The sequence below is a fragment of the Desulfosporosinus sp. I2 genome, assembly GCF_000960765.1.
In the GTDB taxonomy this organism is placed as follows: Bacteria; Bacillota; Desulfitobacteriia; order Desulfitobacteriales; family Desulfitobacteriaceae; genus Desulfosporosinus.
This window is the reverse complement of record NZ_JYNH01000032.1, coordinates 1-20,112: the sequence shown is the minus strand read 5'-3', so window position 1 is coordinate 20,112 and position 20,112 is coordinate 1. Positions and strand designations below refer to the sequence as shown.

At 40.8% G+C, this 20,112-nt stretch carries 17 protein-coding genes; 15 read left to right on the top strand and 2 right to left on the bottom strand.

Annotated elements, in window-relative coordinates:
• Nucleotides 1-82 precede the first annotated feature (82 nt).
• Nucleotides 83-1,078: an ATP-binding protein gene (locus UF75_RS09715; protein ID WP_045574411.1), complete on the top strand. Its 996-nt coding sequence runs from the start codon at nucleotides 83-85 to the stop codon at nucleotides 1,076-1,078.
• Entirely contained in the window at nucleotides 1,071-3,692 is a 2,622-nt protein-coding gene (locus tag UF75_RS09710; RefSeq protein WP_197079361.1) for a S8 family peptidase, read from the top strand. The genes UF75_RS09715 and UF75_RS09710 overlap by 8 nt, the downstream gene beginning before the upstream one ends.
• Before the next feature lie 348 nt (nucleotides 3,693-4,040).
• On the opposite strand, the gene UF75_RS09705 is transcribed toward UF75_RS09710, so the two are convergent.
• Both UF75_RS09705 and UF75_RS09700 read right to left on the bottom strand, forming a co-directional pair.
• Entirely contained in the window at nucleotides 4,041-4,274 is a 234-nt protein-coding gene (locus tag UF75_RS09705; RefSeq protein ID WP_045574410.1) for a hypothetical protein, read from the bottom strand.
• Nucleotides 4,255-4,485, bottom strand: coding sequence for a helix-turn-helix transcriptional regulator (locus UF75_RS09700; RefSeq protein WP_045574409.1), 231 nt, complete (start codon nucleotides 4,483-4,485; stop codon nucleotides 4,255-4,257). The genes UF75_RS09705 and UF75_RS09700 overlap by 20 nt, the downstream gene beginning before the upstream one ends.
• Before the next feature lie 122 nt (nucleotides 4,486-4,607).
• On the opposite strand from UF75_RS09700, the gene UF75_RS09695 reads away from it, so the two are divergent.
• The 13 genes from UF75_RS09695 to UF75_RS09645 all read left to right on the top strand — a co-directional run.
• Entirely contained in the window at nucleotides 4,608-4,919 is a 312-nt protein-coding gene (locus tag UF75_RS09695) for a helix-turn-helix transcriptional regulator (RefSeq protein ID WP_045574408.1), read from the top strand.
• A 688-nt stretch (nucleotides 4,920-5,607) separates the two neighbouring features.
• Nucleotides 5,608-5,868, top strand: coding sequence for a nucleoside triphosphate pyrophosphohydrolase (locus tag UF75_RS09690; protein ID WP_045574430.1), 261 nt, complete (start codon nucleotides 5,608-5,610; stop codon nucleotides 5,866-5,868).
• Between the two features lie 12 nt (nucleotides 5,869-5,880).
• A complete protein-coding gene (locus UF75_RS28145) occupies nucleotides 5,881-6,021 on the top strand; it encodes a hypothetical protein (RefSeq protein WP_156146340.1) in 141 nt (46 codons plus the stop codon).
• A 115-nt stretch (nucleotides 6,022-6,136) separates the two neighbouring features.
• Entirely contained in the window at nucleotides 6,137-8,302 is a 2,166-nt protein-coding gene (locus UF75_RS09685; RefSeq protein ID WP_045574407.1) for a DEAD/DEAH box helicase family protein, read from the top strand.
• Nucleotides 8,292-8,462 (top strand): hypothetical protein, encoded by a 171-nt coding sequence (locus tag UF75_RS28140; RefSeq protein WP_156146338.1) that lies wholly within the window; start codon nucleotides 8,292-8,294, stop codon nucleotides 8,460-8,462. The genes UF75_RS09685 and UF75_RS28140 overlap by 11 nt, the downstream gene beginning before the upstream one ends.
• Nucleotides 8,453-9,379, top strand: a complete 927-nt coding sequence (locus UF75_RS09680; protein WP_045574406.1) for an AAA family ATPase — start codon at nucleotides 8,453-8,455, stop codon at nucleotides 9,377-9,379. The genes UF75_RS28140 and UF75_RS09680 overlap by 10 nt, the downstream gene beginning before the upstream one ends.
• Nucleotides 9,364-10,437, top strand: a complete 1,074-nt coding sequence (locus tag UF75_RS09675; protein ID WP_045574405.1) for a hypothetical protein — start codon at nucleotides 9,364-9,366, stop codon at nucleotides 10,435-10,437. Before UF75_RS09680 ends, UF75_RS09675 begins: the two co-directional genes overlap by 16 nt.
• Nucleotides 10,438-10,947, top strand: a complete 510-nt coding sequence (locus tag UF75_RS09670; protein ID WP_045574404.1) for a hypothetical protein — start codon at nucleotides 10,438-10,440, stop codon at nucleotides 10,945-10,947.
• 25 nt (nucleotides 10,948-10,972) lie between these two features.
• Nucleotides 10,973-12,055 (top strand): hypothetical protein, encoded by a 1,083-nt coding sequence (locus tag UF75_RS09665; protein WP_045574403.1) that lies wholly within the window; start codon nucleotides 10,973-10,975, stop codon nucleotides 12,053-12,055.
• Nucleotides 12,056-12,520: 465 nt separating this feature from the next.
• The gene (locus UF75_RS09660; protein WP_045574402.1) at nucleotides 12,521-14,806 is read left to right on the top strand and encodes a hypothetical protein; all 2,286 of its coding nucleotides are present in this window, start codon (nucleotides 12,521-12,523) and stop codon (nucleotides 14,804-14,806) included.
• On the top strand, nucleotides 14,796-15,491 hold the full coding sequence (locus UF75_RS09655; RefSeq protein WP_207642477.1) for a hypothetical protein: 696 nt from the start codon (nucleotides 14,796-14,798) through the stop codon (nucleotides 15,489-15,491). The genes UF75_RS09660 and UF75_RS09655 overlap by 11 nt, the downstream gene beginning before the upstream one ends.
• 13 nt (nucleotides 15,492-15,504) lie before the next feature.
• Nucleotides 15,505-17,844: a phosphoadenosine phosphosulfate reductase family protein gene (locus UF75_RS09650; RefSeq protein WP_045574400.1), complete on the top strand. Its 2,340-nt coding sequence runs from the start codon at nucleotides 15,505-15,507 to the stop codon at nucleotides 17,842-17,844.
• A gap of 15 nt (nucleotides 17,845-17,859) precedes the next feature.
• A partial coding sequence (locus tag UF75_RS09645) for a hypothetical protein (protein ID WP_045574399.1) occupies nucleotides 17,860-20,112 on the top strand: 2,253 nt, incomplete at its 3' end.

Sequence of the window (20,112 nt, the reverse complement as noted above, 5' to 3'; positions counted from 1 at the left end):
ATTGTATAATAAATGGAGAGAGGTTTCTTTTTGAGATTATTAACCTTGATTAGTTTATTCATAGGCAAAGGGAGGTGTAGGGATGAATGCTGTATTAATGAAGAGGCTGTTTAGGGCAATTTCCGACGGTAAGCCAGAGGAGCTACAAAAGATGGCCAAGGTAATTGTTGAGGACGAATTCAAAAAAGGTCACGGTGAATTAGCCAAAGAATTGAGCAGTCTCTTAAAAGAAAAGGCTTCGTCTAGCCATAACCCGTTACCTCTGGCTGAAGGAAAACCCTCTAGCTTAAGTGTTTTACCTAGAAGTAGACGATATGAGTTACCCTTAATTACCCATGTGCAGAACGATCGCTTAGAACACTTAATGATTCTCCCACAAGCTGTGGAAGAACGTTTTCTACGCATTGAAAGAGAATATGCTGCCCGGGAAAGACTTGCTCTCTTCGGTCTTTTGCCACGCAAAAAAATACTGCTCTATGGTCCACCAGGTTGTGGTAAAACCCTAGGTGCTCAACGTTTAGCTTGGAACACAGGATTAGAATTTATTAAGGTTCGCTTCGATTCTATGGTATCTTCCTATTTAGGAGAAACCGCGGCTAACCTACGTTCAATATTTGAGACTGCTGGTCAGTCACCATGCCTCTTGTTTATTGATGAATGCGATTCGATTGCCAAGTCTCGCATGGCAACTCAAGAGGTTGGTGAGATCAAACGAATCGTCAATAGTTTCTTGCAATTGTTGGATGATTACGATGCTCCTGGCTTGATGGTATGTGCCACTAATCTGGATTCGGAGCTTGATCCGGCGATCTGGCGCCGGTTTGATGAAATATTGGAAGTGCCAAAACCAGGTAGAGACGAGATCGAAAAACTAATCAAAGCAACTTTAGCGGTTGCTAATTTCGTGATTTGTGATTGGGAGAAGGTTTTAGATACTGGTCGTGGTTATTCAGCAGCAGAAATTGTTCGGGGTTGCAGAGACGCTCTCAAAAGAGTTGTTCTCGAAGGCCAAGAGACATTAACAGAAGAAGTTCTCCTAGAAGCCCTAATGGAGAGCGGGGGACGTATTAGTGAGTAATGTTAATCCCTTTCCACATATTTATCTCAAACTTGTTAGAGATGCCTCGAAAAAGAAACGTCCTCCAGGTCCTAGGGGAGTTAACCCAATTACAACTGCAAACAAAACGAACAGGGGAATACATGCCCAAGCTTTGCGTACTTCTGTTGGCACGATACGGAATGAATGGCATGAGACCGAGATAAATCGGAGTAACGAAGGTTATCCGGAGATGCCGGGGGCTATTCCGTTATTCTTGAGAATTGATCCTGGTTCGGAGTTGATTGAGAGTTTAAAGACCTTCGGTATCGAACTTATAGGCGAACTTGAGGACGGCTTTATTATTGGCGCTTCTGCGGATACTTCGATAAGTGATTTGGCCGCTAAAATCGAATTGTTTGCTATCAGTGGTCATGATAACGTAGCTGCTTTATGGGAAATTGTCAGTGGTAAATCTTGGAGGACTGAGCATATTCTATCTCCAGCATTGTTGAGCGCTTGGCCGAGCATCCGAGATGATGACCAGTTTGTAGTTGATGTAGGGATAGCCTGTTTAGGAATTCTCCAAATTCCCGTACATCCGATCAAACGCAGGGCAGGATACGCAACAGAGGAACGCTACAATGACGCTGTTGGCAGATGGCAGAGAAAACGCGATGAAATCTACGAACTATGGGATGATTTATCTGATGAAAGATTCTTGGCTTTAACGAGATTAGTTGAAGTCTATGACGGCGAGATACTTTCATCAATGATAGAAGGAACAATAGATTCAGCCAGCCAACTTCCGGATAGTTTTACCTGCCGGATCCGTATAAATGGGAAGGGATTGCGGGACTTTGTACTTAATTTCCCTTACTTGTTTGATGTGGCAGAGGTAGATGAGATTGAATTTGCGAATAGCGAGTTAGCTGCCACTACTGAGGAAGACTCAGAGCCGCTCGTGTTAGAAGCTCCCGATATGGATGCGCCGAGGGTGTGCGTTATTGATAGTGGGATTCAGGAGCGCCACCCATTACTTAAAGATGCCGTAGAGCAACGTGAATCAAGAAGCTGGATTAATACAGTTACAGATGTTGCTGACTATGTTCATCAGGGTGGACATGGAACACGGGTTGCCGGAGCGGTGTTGTATCCAAGAGATATCCCTTACAGTTCAACGTATAAACAAACGTGCTGGTTACAGAATGCACGAGTTCTAAATGAAGACAACAAAATGCCTATAAACCTTTTTCCACCCAAGGTTTTGAAAGAGATTACTGAGCATTTTCATAGAGGACCAGCTTACACAAAGGTCTTTAACCATTCTATCAATTCCACAAGTCCTTGCCGATTGGTACATATGAGTGCTTGGGCTGCATCAATAGATCAACTAACTTGGGAAAATGACCTGCTTTTTATTCTTTCTGCTGGTAATGTCCCAAAATACGGAGATGTAAGTAAGCCGGGGATACGGGAATATATCTTCAGTGGTCAAGAATACCCGAACTATTTATATCAACCATGGACACGAATTGCCAATCCAGCCCAAAGTCTCCAGGCTATTACCGTCGGATCAATTGCCATAAATTCCTCTTCTGGGAGCGAAAATTCCTTTGCCGGCTTTTCTGAACCGTCCTCTTTTTCCCGTACTGGTCCGGGCATCTGGGATGTAATAAAACCGGAAGTTGTTGAGTATGGCGGTGATTTTGTTTATGATACTGGACACCCTCCAAATATTAAGATTTTGCCGGAAACTGCTCCTCAGCTTGTTCGCTCTACTTTACACGGTGGGCCCTTATTTGGTAATGACAATGTAGGAACATCGTTTGCTGCCCCTAAAATTTCAAACATTGTTGCCGCTATCCAGTCGATTCTACCGCAAGAACCGGCGCTTCTTTACCGGGCGCTATTAATTCAGTCGGCACGCTGGCCAGCGTGGACAAGCTCTCATCCGGATAAATCTCAGGTAATTAAACATATTGGGTACGGCATACCGGACCTTAACCGGGCAACAGGTAACTCTATGCACCGAATTACTCTCGTTACTACCGGTGAGGTCTTTATTCGGGCGGGACAAGTACATATTTATGAAGTGAAAATTCCCGAAGACCTGCGCAGTCCGGCGGATGCCTTTGATATTCAGGTTGAAGTGACACTTTCTTACAAGGCTCAGCCTCGGCGAACGAGAAGGACGAGACAAAGGTATCTGTCCACCTGGTTGGAATGGCAGAGTAGCAAACTAAATGAACCCAGCGAAATATTTGCTGGGAGAATGATCGAACTTGCGAATGGTGAGCATGCAGATCATGAAAATGAATCTGTGGGGTCTACCAGTTCAGGTGCTATCCCATGGGCAATCCGCGAGAGGAGCGATTGGGGAATCAAAGGGGTGAGCCGTAACAACGGAACGGTTCAGAAAGACTGGGTGATTATCAAATCCCATGAACTTGCGGAAGGATTTTGCATAGCGGTCATAGGTCATGCGGGTTGGGCTAAAGATGTGGAGGCATCGGTGCCTTACTCCTTGGTAATATCTTTTGAAGCAGTGAATCAAGATATAGAGATCTATTCGAGGATAGAAATAGCTAATCCAGTTGAAGTGGAAGCGGAAGTTGAAGTTGAGCAAACGATTGAGGTTGTTGAACCTTCTTGACCCCATGTTGAATGAATTGTCATTGGAGCCCAAACTGGACAAACCGGATGCAGGGCTCTTTTCGTTATTCAGATTGACAAATGCACACAGAATTGGATCCGTGTTCGCACCTTGCTCCCCCTCGTGAAGAGGGAAGTCGTCAGGGCATGGGAGATTGAATTCAGCAAATTAATCAAATATCTCAGTTGGAAGACATTATAATTCGTAACAATTTGTTTGTGAAATTCGGATTGTGTAAAATAGGGGTATTTGGATCTACTTCTAGGGGAGAGTTATCGAATGACATTGACACCCTCATTGAGGACAATGTTGATTGTCGAACTGCAATAAAGAAAGCAAAGCGGACTTCTAAACGTAGTCTTCTTTTTTATGGGCCGGTGTAATTTCAGAAAGACGCATTTTAATTCCTAACTCCAGGAAATAGAATCCCATGCCTCTGGAAAGCTCGGCGTTAGCACCCCTTGTCTGCAGGTAAGCGTTTCCCAGTTCCCATAAATGTTGGGAGCCATGTTTGGCCAAAACCGAATAGCGCTTGCGGACATATTCATAGCCAATCTCAAAATCACTGAGGTGTCGGGACATCGTCTTCCTCCTGCTGTTCAGGAGATTGTTCTCCGATCAGTTCGGCAATACTAACACTGAGAGCGGCAGCAAGTTTCTTCAGGATGGGATAGGTAGGCTGTTTCTTCTTGGCTTCCAGTTCGGAAATATAGGTTTGGGAAACACTCGAGCGTCTGGAAAGCTCAGCCTGAGACAAATTTTGTTTGGTTCGAAGATAGTTAAGATTTTGCATAAAGGCACACTTCCTTTTTATAACAATTATAATTGCTTTAGCAGTATTATACAACCGCTTTAGCGTACTATTGGATGACTTTTTTATTTGTTATAATTGCTTTAGCGATAGGGAGTGAAATAATGGGAATCGATTATGGCTCTAAATTTTTGGAATTAAGAAAAAAGAATAAGTTAAGTCAAAAAGATTTGGCCGATATTGCGGAAATTGGTCAAACAACGATTAGCGATATAGAAGCTGGGAAAAAATCACCAAACGCTATTACGATCGAAAAGATATGTTTAGCTCTCAATGTCACGCTTACAGAATTTTTTGCCGAGGAACGCCCGCAGCTTGAGTCGGAACTTCGCCGTCTGGTGGACACAGCCAGAAAACTTTCGCCGGAACAAATAGAATATCTTCAGAAGTTACTGGAATCGATGAGTAAGGATTAGTATTTTTGATATCACGATGAGTATTGCTTCGTCGATACGGGGCATTTCATCCCTCACTACAACGGAGAATCAACTTAATAGAGCTATCCAGATTTAAGAAGTGCTATATAGAAAATATTGCAGGAAATCCAATGAGGTTGTCGGAAACTGCAGGTGAATTACTGGGATGGAGATAATCAGAATGCCAACAGGAAAAAAGCTAATTATGTCTGCCACTTCATCGATTCAAGACAGAGATAACTTTTCACATGTAAACTTTCATGGTCCACTTTGGCCCATTGAAGGCTAAAATAAACACTGAATTTTTCCTTCAAGCTCTAGTAGGATCTTCGTTAACAACTTGCTTTGCCCATAAAATGTTGAGCCGTAATTAATATCAACCGTAATGCCGACACTGTGAAGAATCCAGACATAAGTAGCGTTGATAACGGCGAGATGATGTTCTGAAGATAGAACTGGAAGAACGAGTCATTTGAGAGGATAAGACAATGAAAGGAGCGAAACTAAGTGAACCTTAGGCTTCGCTCCTCTTATTGTCTTATTAACATAGAAATGTCTGAGTTGAGTGCTATGATTTACGCAGAGTATGCAAGGAAAGAAGGCTATCAAGCAGAGAGTCCTTGCTAATAGTGTATAATTTCAAGAATATTGTAATAAGAAACAGTTCTTGGCAGGGTTTTACAAAATAATGAAGAATTTAGGTTTATTAAAGAAGGTCTCCGGTAAGGAGTACCTAGAATCATTAAACGCAAAATTAGGTGAAGAACTTCAGGAGTACCTGGACAGCCAGAGTATTGAAGAGCTGGCAGATTTGGTTGAAGTCGTTTATGCGATCTTGGACCATAAGAACATCTCTTTACAACAGTTTGAATTGATCAGAAAGCAAAAAGTTCAGGAGAGAGGCGCCTTTAAGGAGAAACTGTTGCTTAAAGGAGTTATCGACGGTTGAGGTGTTGAATAAATGACTGATAAGATCAAGCCTAAGGGAAGTCTGGGTAGTGTCGCCGAAGATCTCTTTGTCGAGCTGTTTTGTGATACCTTTGGTCCCGACCAAGCCCAATATCTATTTCTTCAGTATCCAGTCACCGATATTTATTTTTAACAATTTTGGAGGTTGTCGCGGCCATTAGGTTTCATCTCTAAGCCGGCTGAGCTGAGCAAACGGGAACCCCTTTTGGTGAAATCCATATATCAACAAAATAGTTTGGGGGTTTATTGTGGGATTCCAGGAGTTGAACATTAAATCTGAATACCGCTCACTCAGTGATAACGTTGTAACAGATTTCTATATTCCTACTTTGCAAAAGGCTTTATTATACAAGCGTGCGGTGGGTTTCTTCTCCTCAACTGCTTTGATAGAAATTTCTCGGGGCATCACAGGTCTCATAAAAAACGGTGGTCGCATTATGTTAATTGCATCTCCAAAACTGCAAGACGAGGATGTTCAGGCTATCGTCAAAGGATATGAAGAACGTGCCCAAGTAATCGAACGGGCAGTGCTTAATTCCTTTACTGAACCACGTGACCATTTTGAAGAAAAGAGACTTAATCTCTTGGCTAATTTGATTGCAGATGGTCGCTTAGATATTAAAATTGCCTTCACTGAGGCGGGTGGTGGTATCGGTATGTATCATGAGAAAATGGGCGTTTTCTATGACAACGAGGACAATATTATTGCGTTTACTGGCTCCATGAATGAAACCTCTACCGCTTTTACGAGCAACTATGAAACTATCGATGTATTTTGCTCCTGGAAAGATGAAAACGTCCGTGCACGGGCAAAAGATGCCGCTTTTAATACGCTTTGGAATGATTGTGAGCCCAATGTAAGCATCGTGGAATTCCCCAAGGTGGCGTTTGATAAACTCCAGACATATAAACTAGGGCCCATTGATATGACAATTGATGAAACCGAAGCTGAGTATTGTATTCACAAGCCCGCTCATGCTCATGACGGTCCATGTATTCCAAAGGGAGTGCAGCTTCACGATTACCAGATTGAGGCAATAGAACAATGGGTTACACTGAATTTTCGTGGGATTTTTGACATGGCTACAGGGACAGGAAAGACCTTCACCGGTTTGGGTGCTATAGCAAAACTGTATAGTCATTGTGGGTATAGGCTGGCGGTTGTGATTGTTTGCCCTTATCAGCACTTGGTTGAACAGTGGGTAGAAGATATTGTGATGTTTAATATGAAACCGATTGTAGGTTATTCGGCTTCAAAACAAAAAAACTGGAAGTCAAGATTAAAGGATGTTGTAATTGATTTTAAACTAGGAATAAAAGAGCATTTTTGTTTTATTACGACTAATGCTACATTTTCCTCGAAATTTGTACGAGAGCAAATGGATTTGTTGGAAGAAAATGTGTTGCTAGTAGTTGATGAGGCACATAATTTTGGAGCTACCAATCTCAGTGGCACGTTAAATCCAAAAATCACCTATCGTTTGGCATTGTCTGCCACGCTTGAGAGGCATAGCGATGAAGAAGGAACTGCGAAACTGATGGGATATTTCGGAGAAAAATGTATCGAATACACACTTGATCGTGCAGTCCGAGAAGACAAGCTCACACCCTATTATTACTATCCCATTGTAGTTCACTTAAGCGATGGCGAGTTGGAACAGTACATAGTTATAACTAGGGAAGTGTTTAAACATTGTAGCACAGACAGTAGAGGAAAACTGAAAATTAGCGAACATGGTAAGCTGCTACTCATCAAAAGGGCTCGTATAGTAGCAGCAGCAAAGGAAAAGATTGCCAAGTTGTATGAACTGATGACGCCTTTCCAAAATGACAATCACATTCTAGTTTATTGTGGCGCAGCAACCTTGCGCGATCCTGAGTACATTGAAGGCGTTGCAGATGATTTTGAAATGCGTCAAATTGATGTGGTATCGGATTTGCTGGGTAACAAGCTCAACATGAAAATTTCCCAGTTCACATCCGCAGAAAGTGCGGAAAAACGAGAGCTTCTCAAAACGGAATTTTCACAGGGCAGGCACATTCAAGCTTTAGTTGCAATCCGATGCTTAGACGAGGGTGTTAATATACCTAGCATCAAAATGGCATTTATTCTAGCGAGTAGTACCAATCCGAAGGAATATGTACAGCGACGAGGTCGAGTACTTCGGAAATTTCCAGGTAAAACTCATGCAGTGATCTATGATTTTATTACATTACCGCGTCCATTGGATATGGTGGGAATAGTCGAAGCGGAGGAATTAAAGATGGATTTGTCACTGGTAAGGCGTGAATTAGCCAGAATGCGGGATTTCGCTGCCATTGCAGATAATCCAGCAGAATCAGATAGACTTATTGTAGAAATCGAAGATGCCTATAAGATGGAAGAATTCGGAGGTAGTGAAAATGACGTCTGATAGCATGTTTCAACCACTAGAAGAGAAAAAGATCAACCGGTTAAAGTTTGACATCCTTCACCTTGAACGAGAGAATCTCAGAACGAGGGTGTTCACAAATGACGAGATGATTGAAAAGATCCGTAAGCTGATCGAGGAAGAGGTTAAAAAATGCTACTAAGATCACTCTATTTGAAAAATTTCCGTCAATATGCTGGCGAACAGAAGATTGCGTTTTCTTGCAATAGCCAATGCAATGTAACAGTAATTATTGGCGCCAACACTAGTGGTAAAACTACACTTGTGCAAGCATTTAACTGGGCGTTATATGGTATAGTGAATTTTCCAACTAAAGAATTGTTAAATCTTGATATTGCACGCAAAATGCATTCTGACAAGAAAGAAACAGTTGAGGTTGAAATATGCTTAAAACACGATAGTACAGAATATATTATTAGCCGTTCACAGGATTACGTTTGTGATAATAGGGGAGTTCGTGGTCTGCCGCCTGGCCCAGCAAAGGTTTCCTATAAAAGGGAAGATGGACAAGTTGAGCCTGTTCGTAGTGGTGTCGCTGTAAATGCGACTATTAGTAAGATATTACCTCAGGAGCTTTCAAACTACTTTTTCTTTGATGGGGAAAGAATTGGTAATATTAGCAATAAGCAAGATGTATCAGAATCCGTCAAGGGATTACTTGGGTTATCTGTATTGGATAATGCCATGAAACATTTGAATCAGAGTCCTACGAAAAGTGTCATTGGAAAATTTAAAAGTGGTATGGATGTTAGTGGAAATCAAAAAGCAGAGCAGGCTCAAAAACGCATTGAGAGCCTCACGGAACGACGGGAACTTATTGCAATAGAACTGGTTAATATCCGTGAGCAGATTGATCATTATGAGCATCGTAAGGTAATGACAGAGGAAATTTTGCGTGACAATGAATCCACATCTTCTTTACAGAAAAAAAGTGAAGAAATCGACCGTAGCATTAAGCAAGAAGAAACAGCGTTGAAACAAACTGTGAAACGATTGTTAGAAGGTTTCAATACGAATCCAATCGGCTTTTTGCTCAACCAATCATGGGAAAAGCCTTAATTGCACTGGAGGAAGCGGATATCAGCGATAAAGGTATTCGCGATATGAATTCGACGTCTATCGACTGTATCATTGAGCGTGGCCGTTGTATTTGTGGTGTCGAAATTAAAGAAGGTAGCCCTGTGCATGTTCACCTAATTAAGGAACGTGATTATCTTCCTCCACAATCAATCGGAACAATGATCAGAACATTTAAAGAACAGATTTCTATTTATCGTTCAGCGAGTGAGTCTTATCATGATACTATTAAATCCCGTTACGAGGAGACTCGGCGGTCTAAAGGACGAATACATGAATGGGAGGATGAAGTACTCGAAATTCGTTCAAAGATAAAGGGCAAGGGTGATATGAGGAAACACGAAGAGAATCTAAGAGACTACAAAGCACGTTTGCGAAGTTTTACTTCTAAAAAAGAACAATTGTTAATGGAAGATGGGGGTTTAGTCACTCAAATCGAGAACAGTCAAAAACTTTATGATAGCTTGGCTATTATATCTGACAAAAACAAAAAGATAAGACTTTACTTGCGTTATGCAGAATCAATTTACGATTGGATTAGTAAAACTTATCAAATTAGTGAACGAGAAATTAGAGAGAAACTTGAAATTCGCGTTAATAGTATATTTTCAAAAATGTATCATGGTAAACGAAGGGTCGTCATTAATGAAAAATACAAAGTAACTCTATTAACCGCATTTGACGATGGTGATATTGTGACTGACGAATCTCGTGGGTTAGAGACCGTGAAGAATTTTGCATTTATTGCTGGATTGGTAGATCTGGCAAGAGAAAAAATAAAAGGAAAAACTGGCGATTTGGATATTGCTTTAAGCTCTGAACCATACCCTCTAGTGATGGATGCACCATTTTCTAATGCCGACGAAAAGCATGTTTGCAACATCTCTCAGATATTGCCAAATATTGCAGAGCAGGTAATCATGGTAGTAATGGCAAAGGACTGGGGATTTGCTGAGACTGTGATGGGCGATAAAGTTGGGCAGAAGTACTTCTTGGATAAGAAGTCAGAAACACTCACAAACATTAAGGAGCACGATTAAATGTTTGATAAGGATTATAACCTTAAGGGAAAACATGCAACATATACAAAGTTCCTTAAGGATACCGCTAAGGTATTTGATCGCTATATGGATGTTTATATGATTGGCGCGGTTTTGGGTTTTTTAAATGGAAAGCAAGAGCCCGAAGATAATTCTAATAAAGATGATGCTGAAATTCCTTTAAGTGTTTTCTATAAAGAAAAGATGAAATGCGAATTTATTTATCGCATGATCATGTTATTAGATGAAACCTCTAATTTGACCCTTGAACAACGGACTGACAGAGCATTTCGTGAAGATACTAACGAACAAGCAATGATTAAGAATATGGACCTATTTAACTCTTATGTACGGGGTGGTATCGAATACCTATACGAAAAGTTCAGCGAGGATTGTGTTACAGAGGATGATTATCTTAACAAGGTTTATGAGTTTGTAAATCGCTTCAAATTTGATGTCCAAGGTGAATCGTATGAGGATTTAATCCAAAATATTTTTACGAAAATGTGATCTTATTAATTCAGGAGTGGATAGAATGGACGCCCTAGTTGGAGTGATGATCGATGTGGAAAAAGCCCTGAATATGTGTATGGAAAAGGACCTGTATTCTGCAGGCCTTGACTTTTTTTCCGCGTTGGGGTATCCAGTTGAACCATTGGAGATAGCTATTAACGAAAGCATGTCCCGTTTTGTGTACTATATTAGTAAAAACCATTGCATATTTGGTAGCGATGAAACCAAAATAATGCATAGTGTTGCGAGTATTTCATGGTTATTTACCTTGAGTAATAACGTAAAAGAATTAAGCCATGTCCAAAATGTAATCATCGAAAACAAACTAATTTCCTCAATTAGTTGCCTTTGTGTAGAGCTTGACTGTGCTCTGAATGATCGGAGTATACTGGCATCTAACTTAACAAAAATAATTTGCAAAGTGTTAGACTCGCCAGTAGTAGTATTATTCAAACATGCCGACCAGGTTTTGATGGCTTCCATGTTTATGATAAATGGAGTAGAAGCTAAAGATTTAAAAACATTTCTCTCGGATTGGTATCCTTTTAATCCAGTTCAAGAGGATGCCTTAATGACATTAGCGAGCTGGACCTTTGATAACTACTGTGACGCAAATTTTTATATGCTTTATATGGATTTAGCTTATACCATAGCTCGACCATATCTTTTTAACGAAGACTATGGGTTCCTTAATTTTAACCCGAATAGTAGTGCTGTAAGTACCTATTTTGAAAATGATGAGGTTATTGTAATAAATGGTATCCGTTATTTTTGTCCAGTAATTATTTATGAAAAGATTTACGAAATTGATCCCCGTGAATTCTATGGCTCCGATTATGTAAATGATAAGGAGACCATTGAAGTTCTTACAGATGATCCCGAATGGATGTTTGACGATTTATTTGATCAAGAAGAGTTTGAACCAGATTCTATGAATGGGGAGGATGATTTGGATAATGATGGGGGACGATTTGAGAATAACGGTGAACTATTAATCAATGAGGGATTTAGTCAAGAGGCAATAGACTATAGTAGTCTTGATGATGAGATTTTAAATGATCCCATCAAGATGCTTGAATACATTAATGGGCTTAAAATTAGATGATAGTTTCGGATTTTCGTTCCTCGATCTCGAACGAGTATTGACAAAAATGAATTGAAGAATGATTAATAAAGAGCCACGGGACGGATTCGTCACTTATCAGGCCCTTTCATTTTTTTGTCTTTACTGTGTGATATCTTAACTAGGCGGGTGAATTTCCCGAAGCCTTTGTATTTGGGATAATGCTTAAATTGTTTGGAAAGGGAAGGAAACCATCAGGTTGTGTCGAATTTTAAAGTATTGATTGATGACGTAAGCATATTGCCGGGCATTAGAATGATCAGTTCGTGCAGGTCTTTTTTGGATTCCTGAGATGTTAGGTAAATGTTAGATAATGGTTTCACTCTTGGATTAAGTAATTCTAGAGAATTGAAATTCGTTCTTTAGAAATTGAAGTGAAACTTGATGGGAGAAATACTAAATGAAACCTTGAGGATATAGACAGTATTGAAAGGAGAAAATGACATATTGAGCAACGTTATTGGTGGTGCTCGAAAAGCTGAATATAAGAAATGGCTCCTAGAAAGAAGAAAATTTTCTAAAAGCTATGTGGCTAATAACATAGAACTTTTGCAAAACATGTCATCATTAAACAATAATTCTGTATTTGAAATTGACAATGTGGATTCTCTGAAACAATTTCAACAGTATTCATTAGAATCTCAAGTATATAAAAGGCTTCCATGGAACGACCGTATTAGTTGCAATAACGCTTTTCTAGATTATAAAGTATTTCTGTCTCTACAAATGGATCAGAAAATCAGTGATGTGCTGACTGATGTGGATAGTGTCATAGTTGATGGGGTTGTATCCTCTGAGGTTACTGTACAAACTGATTATTCAAAGCTTGAAACCAGTTACCAGCTGCAAGGGATTGAATGTGTAGATGCCTCAAAAGTGTTTGATCGTAAGAGTCTCATATCAGATATATTGCATGATCAACAGTATCGGCGTTTAATTGACGCATTGTATCAAGACGATATAGTCACGATGGAGCAACTGATAGATATGAATGTAGTTTCTTATGTTAATTCAAAGAATCTTTATTCATGGAAAGAACGTCTCACCCTTTGGGAAGGACTTAAAGTATTATTGGATCCCTACCGTAGCAGCACTATTGAAGATCAGGTTATGCAGACACCTAATGAGGTTGATTTAGATGTAGCAGAACTAATGTCTGAGGTTAATCCAAATATGGGGTTCAATAAAGTCGACATTAGCGTTAGAAGAAGCTACACGCATAAGAAACCCCAAAAAATTATATTTCTGGGTGAAGAATTCCCCGTAACTTGTTGGATTGAGATTTTAATAGTAGTATGTGAGGAACTGTCTAAAAGCTATTCATCACAAATGGAGGCCTTGATCGATCAACCAATGGGCAGAGATGGGTTACCTATCGTTGAGAGTCGCAGGAAAAAGTTTATTACTGCGAGGAGATTGAGCAATGGGTATTATGTCGACGCACAACTCAGTGCTTATGGTGTTTTAGACAAGGCACGGGCGATATGCCAAAAGTGCGGAATTGAGCCAGATGAGTTAGAAGTTTTCGTCAAGAACAAAAAATCAGCTAATGTAAATTCCACTTCAAAAGGCGGCCACTCAGAACGGAATACCTTTATCGATGAGGGAAAAAGTAAAACCTCAAGCATATCGCCTCAGGAGGATACTGACATTGCACTTTTCATTAAAAGCCATGGTCTGTGCGGTTGCTCTTCTAGCGATATTCAACGCTACTCCAAATTGAAGACTAAAACGGTTATGTATACCATTGCAGAAGACACTAATATCATAGAAATTGGCAAGGACAAATATATCCATAGGGATGGAATCGTTGATTTAGATGAGGCGGTAGACATCATCAGGAGTATCCTTGCCGCACAGTTCGAACTATTTCAGGGGTATTCCTCTGCCCGACTGCTGTATGATGCCGTGCGTATAGATCTGTCACTGTTTCTGAATGATAATGATTTCGATGATATCGATAAAATTTATTATCTTGCTAAGCACCTATTTTCAAAAGAAAGCTATGGAGGAGAAAAGTATGTTTTCTATGGAAATACGCATATTTGGCGCCAAGAGCCGGATTACCCTAAGAGTGTAAAAGGGTTGTTGATTCACAACGCTCGAATGGTTCAAAATACTATTAGTCTTGAAGAATGCGATACTTTTCTTAGCAAGCTTGGTTTCGCTGCCGGTAGCAGCACAAAGCAACAGCTGCAAATTACGCAGGAACCGACATTTTTGCAATATGATGCAGATAAGTATCTTTTGGGAGAAACACTGCGCATTAACGAACAGTGGAAAAATAGTATTACCAATAGCCTTAACGAATTGTTTGAAGATAATGCCTATGTCATTTCACGAGATATTCGAAATGGATGGTATATGTCATTACCGTTGCTTCCGTTCGGACTGCCGTGGACGAGACTACTGCTACAAGAGATTCTAAAATATTATCCTGAAATCGGTTATCGAACAATATCTGCCCTTGCGGGGCAAACCACCGATACAATTCACGCCGCAATAGTTCCTAAGGAATCGAACATTAGCACATTTGCGGATTTTGTAAGTGACTTTTACGTTCACGAAAAATTGCCATCGCAACGTCTTGCTGCTGAGGAACTGCGATTACTCCTTCGCCAGCGTGGCATCATAGAAGGAAACGAACTTTATTATAACATGTCCAAGGTTCTGGACGACTACCGCTTTGCGTGGGATAACGAGAAAAAGACAGTATTTATTAATGTGGGGTGATGAGATGCGTGCGAGCTGGACAAGAGATGAGGTAATTCTAGGACTTGATGTCCTGTTCTCCCACGGGAGAAGGCATCTCTCGATGGACAGCGAGGCCATCATAGATTTGAGCAACTTGCTCAATCGCTTGCCAATTATTCCGATTGCAAAACGCAATGACACTTTTAGAAACACTGCAGGTGTTAGTAGCCAGCTTTCAAGATTTTTATGGAGTTTGAAATACAACGAAAAGCACGCAAATATTGGAAGGATTTTTACTATAATTTATGAGGAATACAAGGAAAGACCAGGAGAGCTTCACGAAATCGCACAGGCCATTCGCAGAAATGAATCGGTTATTCGGCAAGTTGGTTTTGGCGCATCAGAAGAAGCTGATGGCTTTCCAGAAGGGGCGATATTGTGCCACTTGCATCGCCATCTTGAACATCAACAAGGCTTTCAATTTAAAAATCGTGTTGCACAATGCGCCATTTGTTGCGTTAGGGTGGATCATATTTACGGGTCTCTGCCAAATGTGCAGTTTTTAGAGCCGCATCTACTTGTACCACCAACGGAAATTTCGCCAGATATGACATATGTTGAGGAGTATTTCATTATGGTATGTCCAAATTGTCATTCTATTTTGCACCAAATTCGCCCTTGGCGAAATCGTAAAACCTACGTGAATATTTTGCAAACATTATGATAGGGGTTAAATTATGTATGGTTATGAATGGACGGAAGATTATGGTATCTTCCGATTGTCAATAAACAGTAAAGTTGAAAAAGAGATACGTCCTGTGTTCAAAGAAGAACTGGATTTCTTCGGCTTGGATGCCTATTGGCATTACCCTGACACGACCGCGCCACTGTTATGGGCGGAGGGTATCAGGCGATATATGCTGAACGGAGACTGTGTAGCAGAGGCTAAGGGCGGCGGATTTTATTCAAAGCCCCAAGTCAAAGTATATAAAAACGGCTTGAAATTGCAAGAGATTGATATAGATGTACTCTATAAAACAAACGAGGTCACTATGAAAGGCCTTGAGCAGAAAGCCATATCATTCATTCGTGAGATGTATGAGGAGTACAAAAAAAAAGGATATGCTTTTGCAGTTGCTTTTAGCGGTGGTAAGGATTCTTTGATATTACTAGATTTGGTGAGCAATGCTTTATCACCAGATGAGTTTTATGTAATATTTAGTAATACAGGCATGGAACTTGAAAGTACTATCTTATCAGTTGAACGTGCTAAAAAGCATTGGAATAATTTGAATTTTTATGAAGCAGAGTGTCACTTATCCCCTATCCAAACATGGGATGAGTTTGGGTTTCCTGGCAGACGGATGCGGTGGTGTTGTGCTGTACATAAATCGGCACCCACAATCTTAAAACTGCGCGAAATTACACAGAACTATGATGTACAGGCTGTCGTTTTTGATGGCGTTCGATCAGAAGAAAGTGTTGCACGATCACAATATGCCGAAGTCAGCGTAGGTGCAAAAAACATAAATCAAGTGAATTGCAGTCCAATATTGAAATGGGGTACAGCGGAAGTTTATACTTACCTTCTGAAACATGAAATCCTTTTTAATGATGCATATAGAATAGGTCTTTTTCGAGTGGGATGTAAAATTTGTCCGATGTCGTCTTCCTGGTGGGATGGAATTGCAAATTCAAAATATCCGCTTGAAATGGAGGATTTATTTCAGAAGATAGAAAAATACGCAGAAAATACTAAGCCGGCAAAAGAACGTAAACAATTTATCGAGGAAGGCGGTTGGAAAGCCCGAATGGGTGGGCGCGGGTTGCCTAATGGTGGAAACAGAATTATTGAAACAATATCGGGCGACAATTTAATCTTTCAATTTACCCAAACCAAACAACAATGGCTTGCAGTAGCTCCAATCTTGGGTTCGATAATCGAGAAATTTGAGAACACTGGCGTACAATTGATCGATCGCCAGGAATTTGCATTTACAATCGAAGAGAAAGAAGGATTGACGGTTTCTTATGCACCTTTTTCCCGTATGAATCGCTATGTTCTCAGCCATTTGCGCGGGGTTGCCAACAAAGTGGCTTTTTGTGTTGGCTGTAAAGCCTGTATGGTACAATGCTCGTTTGGGGCATTTGTTATAAAAGATGATGGGGCTATCTATATCCGTGAAGATAAATGTAAACATTGCAACAATTGTATTCTGTTTACACGTGGGAAAGGTTGTCTGGTGGCAAAATCACTTTCAACAACACAAGGGGGAAATACTATGGACTTAAAAGGTATGAATCGATATCAGCATTTTGGGTTCCGTAAGGGATGGTTGGAGCATTATTTTCAAAACAAAGGTGATTGTTTTACCATGGGCCAACTTGGAACTCGTCAATATGATGCACTGAAAGTATGGGTAAAAGAGAGCGGTTTGATGACTGCAGCTAATAAAGGTGAGAAGTCTGGAAGTCCAACTGCCCTCTGTGAGAAATTGGAGCCGATTGGCCCCTTTAATCCCTTTACATGGGCTGTTATTTGGGCAAACTTGGCGTATCACTCCACAATTGTAAAATGGTATATGCTCAAGGTACCAGCCGGTGAAACCTATGAAAAAAGCGATCTTGTCTTTATGCTGGGAGACGATTATTCGCCTTCTACACGAGACAATGCAGTTACGGCTCTGCTGGAAACACTTCGTCATAGCCCCATCGGTGCAAACCTTAAGCAGGGTATTCCTGTCACTGTGGGCAAAAGCTATAAATTCATTAAGCAGGGATGGGAAACCCCAGACGCAATTGCGATTTTATATGCTCTTTATCTGTGGGCTGAAGCAACCGGTCGTTATACACTTACGCTTGCACAATTGGAGCAAGCTCGTGAAAACGATGCAAGTATCGGTATGGACCCAGTTGTGATTTTCGGACTCAACCCTGCTGCTTTTAAAGACATTTTACAGGAACTTGCCTTGCATTATGACAAGTATATTCGTGTGTCTTTTGTCGCCGATTTGGATAATGTGAGGTTGTTCCCAGAGATTTCTTCACTGGACATCATTGATATCGTTGCAGAATAGGAGGAGGTTGCACTAGTGGCTAAATATAATACCTATATCGAGTTGAGCCCTCATTATGAATCGGTTGTGGATTTGGATGCAGAGGAACGAAACCCTGACCTATGGCAGGAATACATCGTCCATGAAGACATGAAAACAGCCGTTGAAAAGATTTGCCAATCGATAAAAGAGGAAACGAAAGATGCGAGACGCTCATTTTGGATCCATGGGGCTTACGGCACAGGAAAAAGCTATGCGGCCATTGTATTGAAGCACCTTTTTGAGGATACGCTTCAGAATATTAAACTTTTTATGTCTAGAAAAAACCTGTTGATTCCATATCGCAATCAGTTTGAAGCCATCCGTGAAAAGGGTGAGTTTTTAGTTGTATGGAAAAGTGGCTGCACTGGTATCAAGACAGGCCTACATCTTATGATGGAAATGGAAATGTCAATCCGTGAGAAGCTCCGTCAAAAGTTCGGCGACAAAGCTTATTATGGCAATAAATCACTGGTTGCCTCAGTGAAAGACATTATCAACGATAGTTCTATTCACTGGGAAAATGTTTTTGTAGATCCCGCGTATGCCCTTTCCGATGAATTTGCTTCATTTGATGAACTTCGTTCTGAAATTATGGAGAATGATTTGAAGGCAACTGATTTGGTTGCCAAAGTTATTATGGAAAAAGGCTGGGGCTTATTTAAATCTGTCGATCAATTTCAGGATTGGATTAAAGATGTGATTTCAGGCAATCATCTGAGCAAAACAGGCATCGTATTTATTTGGGACGAGTTTACCGGATTTTTGCGTGACTGCGGTGATGATAACGTGCTGCAGCGGCTATCTGAGTATTGTAAGCAACAACCGTTTTTTATGTGCCTAATTGTTCACAGAGATCCAAGCTGGGTCGACACTATGGGCGCAGAAACATATCAGCGAATTTTGCACCGTTACCATGAACTCGAGTTTCATATCAGTGAGAGTGCCGCTTACGAACTAATCGGCGACTCTATTTTGGTGCGCACTGGCATGGGTGACCAATGGGGTAATATAAAACAGCAGCTGATGAAATCGATCAGTAAGAACATCGCGGATTTTGATAATCTCGAAATGGGAAATAAGCAGGATCACTTATCCCAACTATGTCCTCTGCATCCGATGACGCTTACAATGCTAGCTATTGTCGCTCAAAACTTTGGTGCCTCTCAACGTACTCTATTCCGTTTTATGAAGGATTCATCGGATGTTGCGCAGCATGTAGGTTTCATTCACTACATCAACAACTATGGCCCAGATGATTGGCGCTGGCTGACAACCGATTTTCTTTGGGACTACTTCTTTACCCGTGAAAGTGACGTGAAAGAATTTAGCACAGAGGCTCGACGTTGCTATCAACATTTCATCAACAAAAAAGAGTTAGTTAATTCGGATGATATAGCTCTCCACATTTTTAAAGCGGTCATGCTGCTTATAGCTGTAATGTCCACCAGTAAAACAACGCATTTGCACAGCAAGGCGAACGGTAGCCGTGTTTCTTCGACTAAGCGTTGCCTCTATATGTGTTTTTCAGGGCAGTTGACAGAAAGCGATATCGATAAATATTTAGATATATTTGAGGAAAATGGCGTTATTCGTCAAGATAGAAAAGCGAATGGAGATGCGAGGCTAGAACTTCCCTATAGCGGTAATACAGACGTCTTTGATGTTCGCTTAGAACAGACCCAACGGAAATATACTCGCTACGAAGTGTTCAAAAAAGACGGTGTCTTTGCCAAAGTGCTCGAAGAGATAATGTGGGATAACACCGAGGCGACCTATCGCAGGATGCATATTGTGGCGTGCTCGTTCGAAAGCAATTCCCTCAAGAACCGGTTGGAAGAACTGCGTGCGGACTTAAAGAAACATCCCTATAAAATCGGGATATTAGTAATTGTTCCCAGTGAAGGTAAGCAGTACTCGTCCATGCAGGAAAAACTAAAAGAACTTGCGGCTGAGGATGATACTCAGCGCATGGTAATATGCATGGTCAAGGAATCATTAAGCGATGATGCGCTTGGTCGTTGGCATCAGGCAATTACGCATAAAGAACTTGCTGCAGAAGAAGGGAAACGTGGTAGCGCAGACCAGTACGATACGGAAGCCGCTACGATATCCGGTGGTTGGGCAGCGCTTGCAGCAGAAGGTCAGATGGTAGCCTTCTTCAAAGATACTGTTTTTAATACCTTGTTTGGCAGGGATGACCTTGCTCGTCGTGTAAAGGAAAGAGTAATATTTTCATTGTTTAATGCT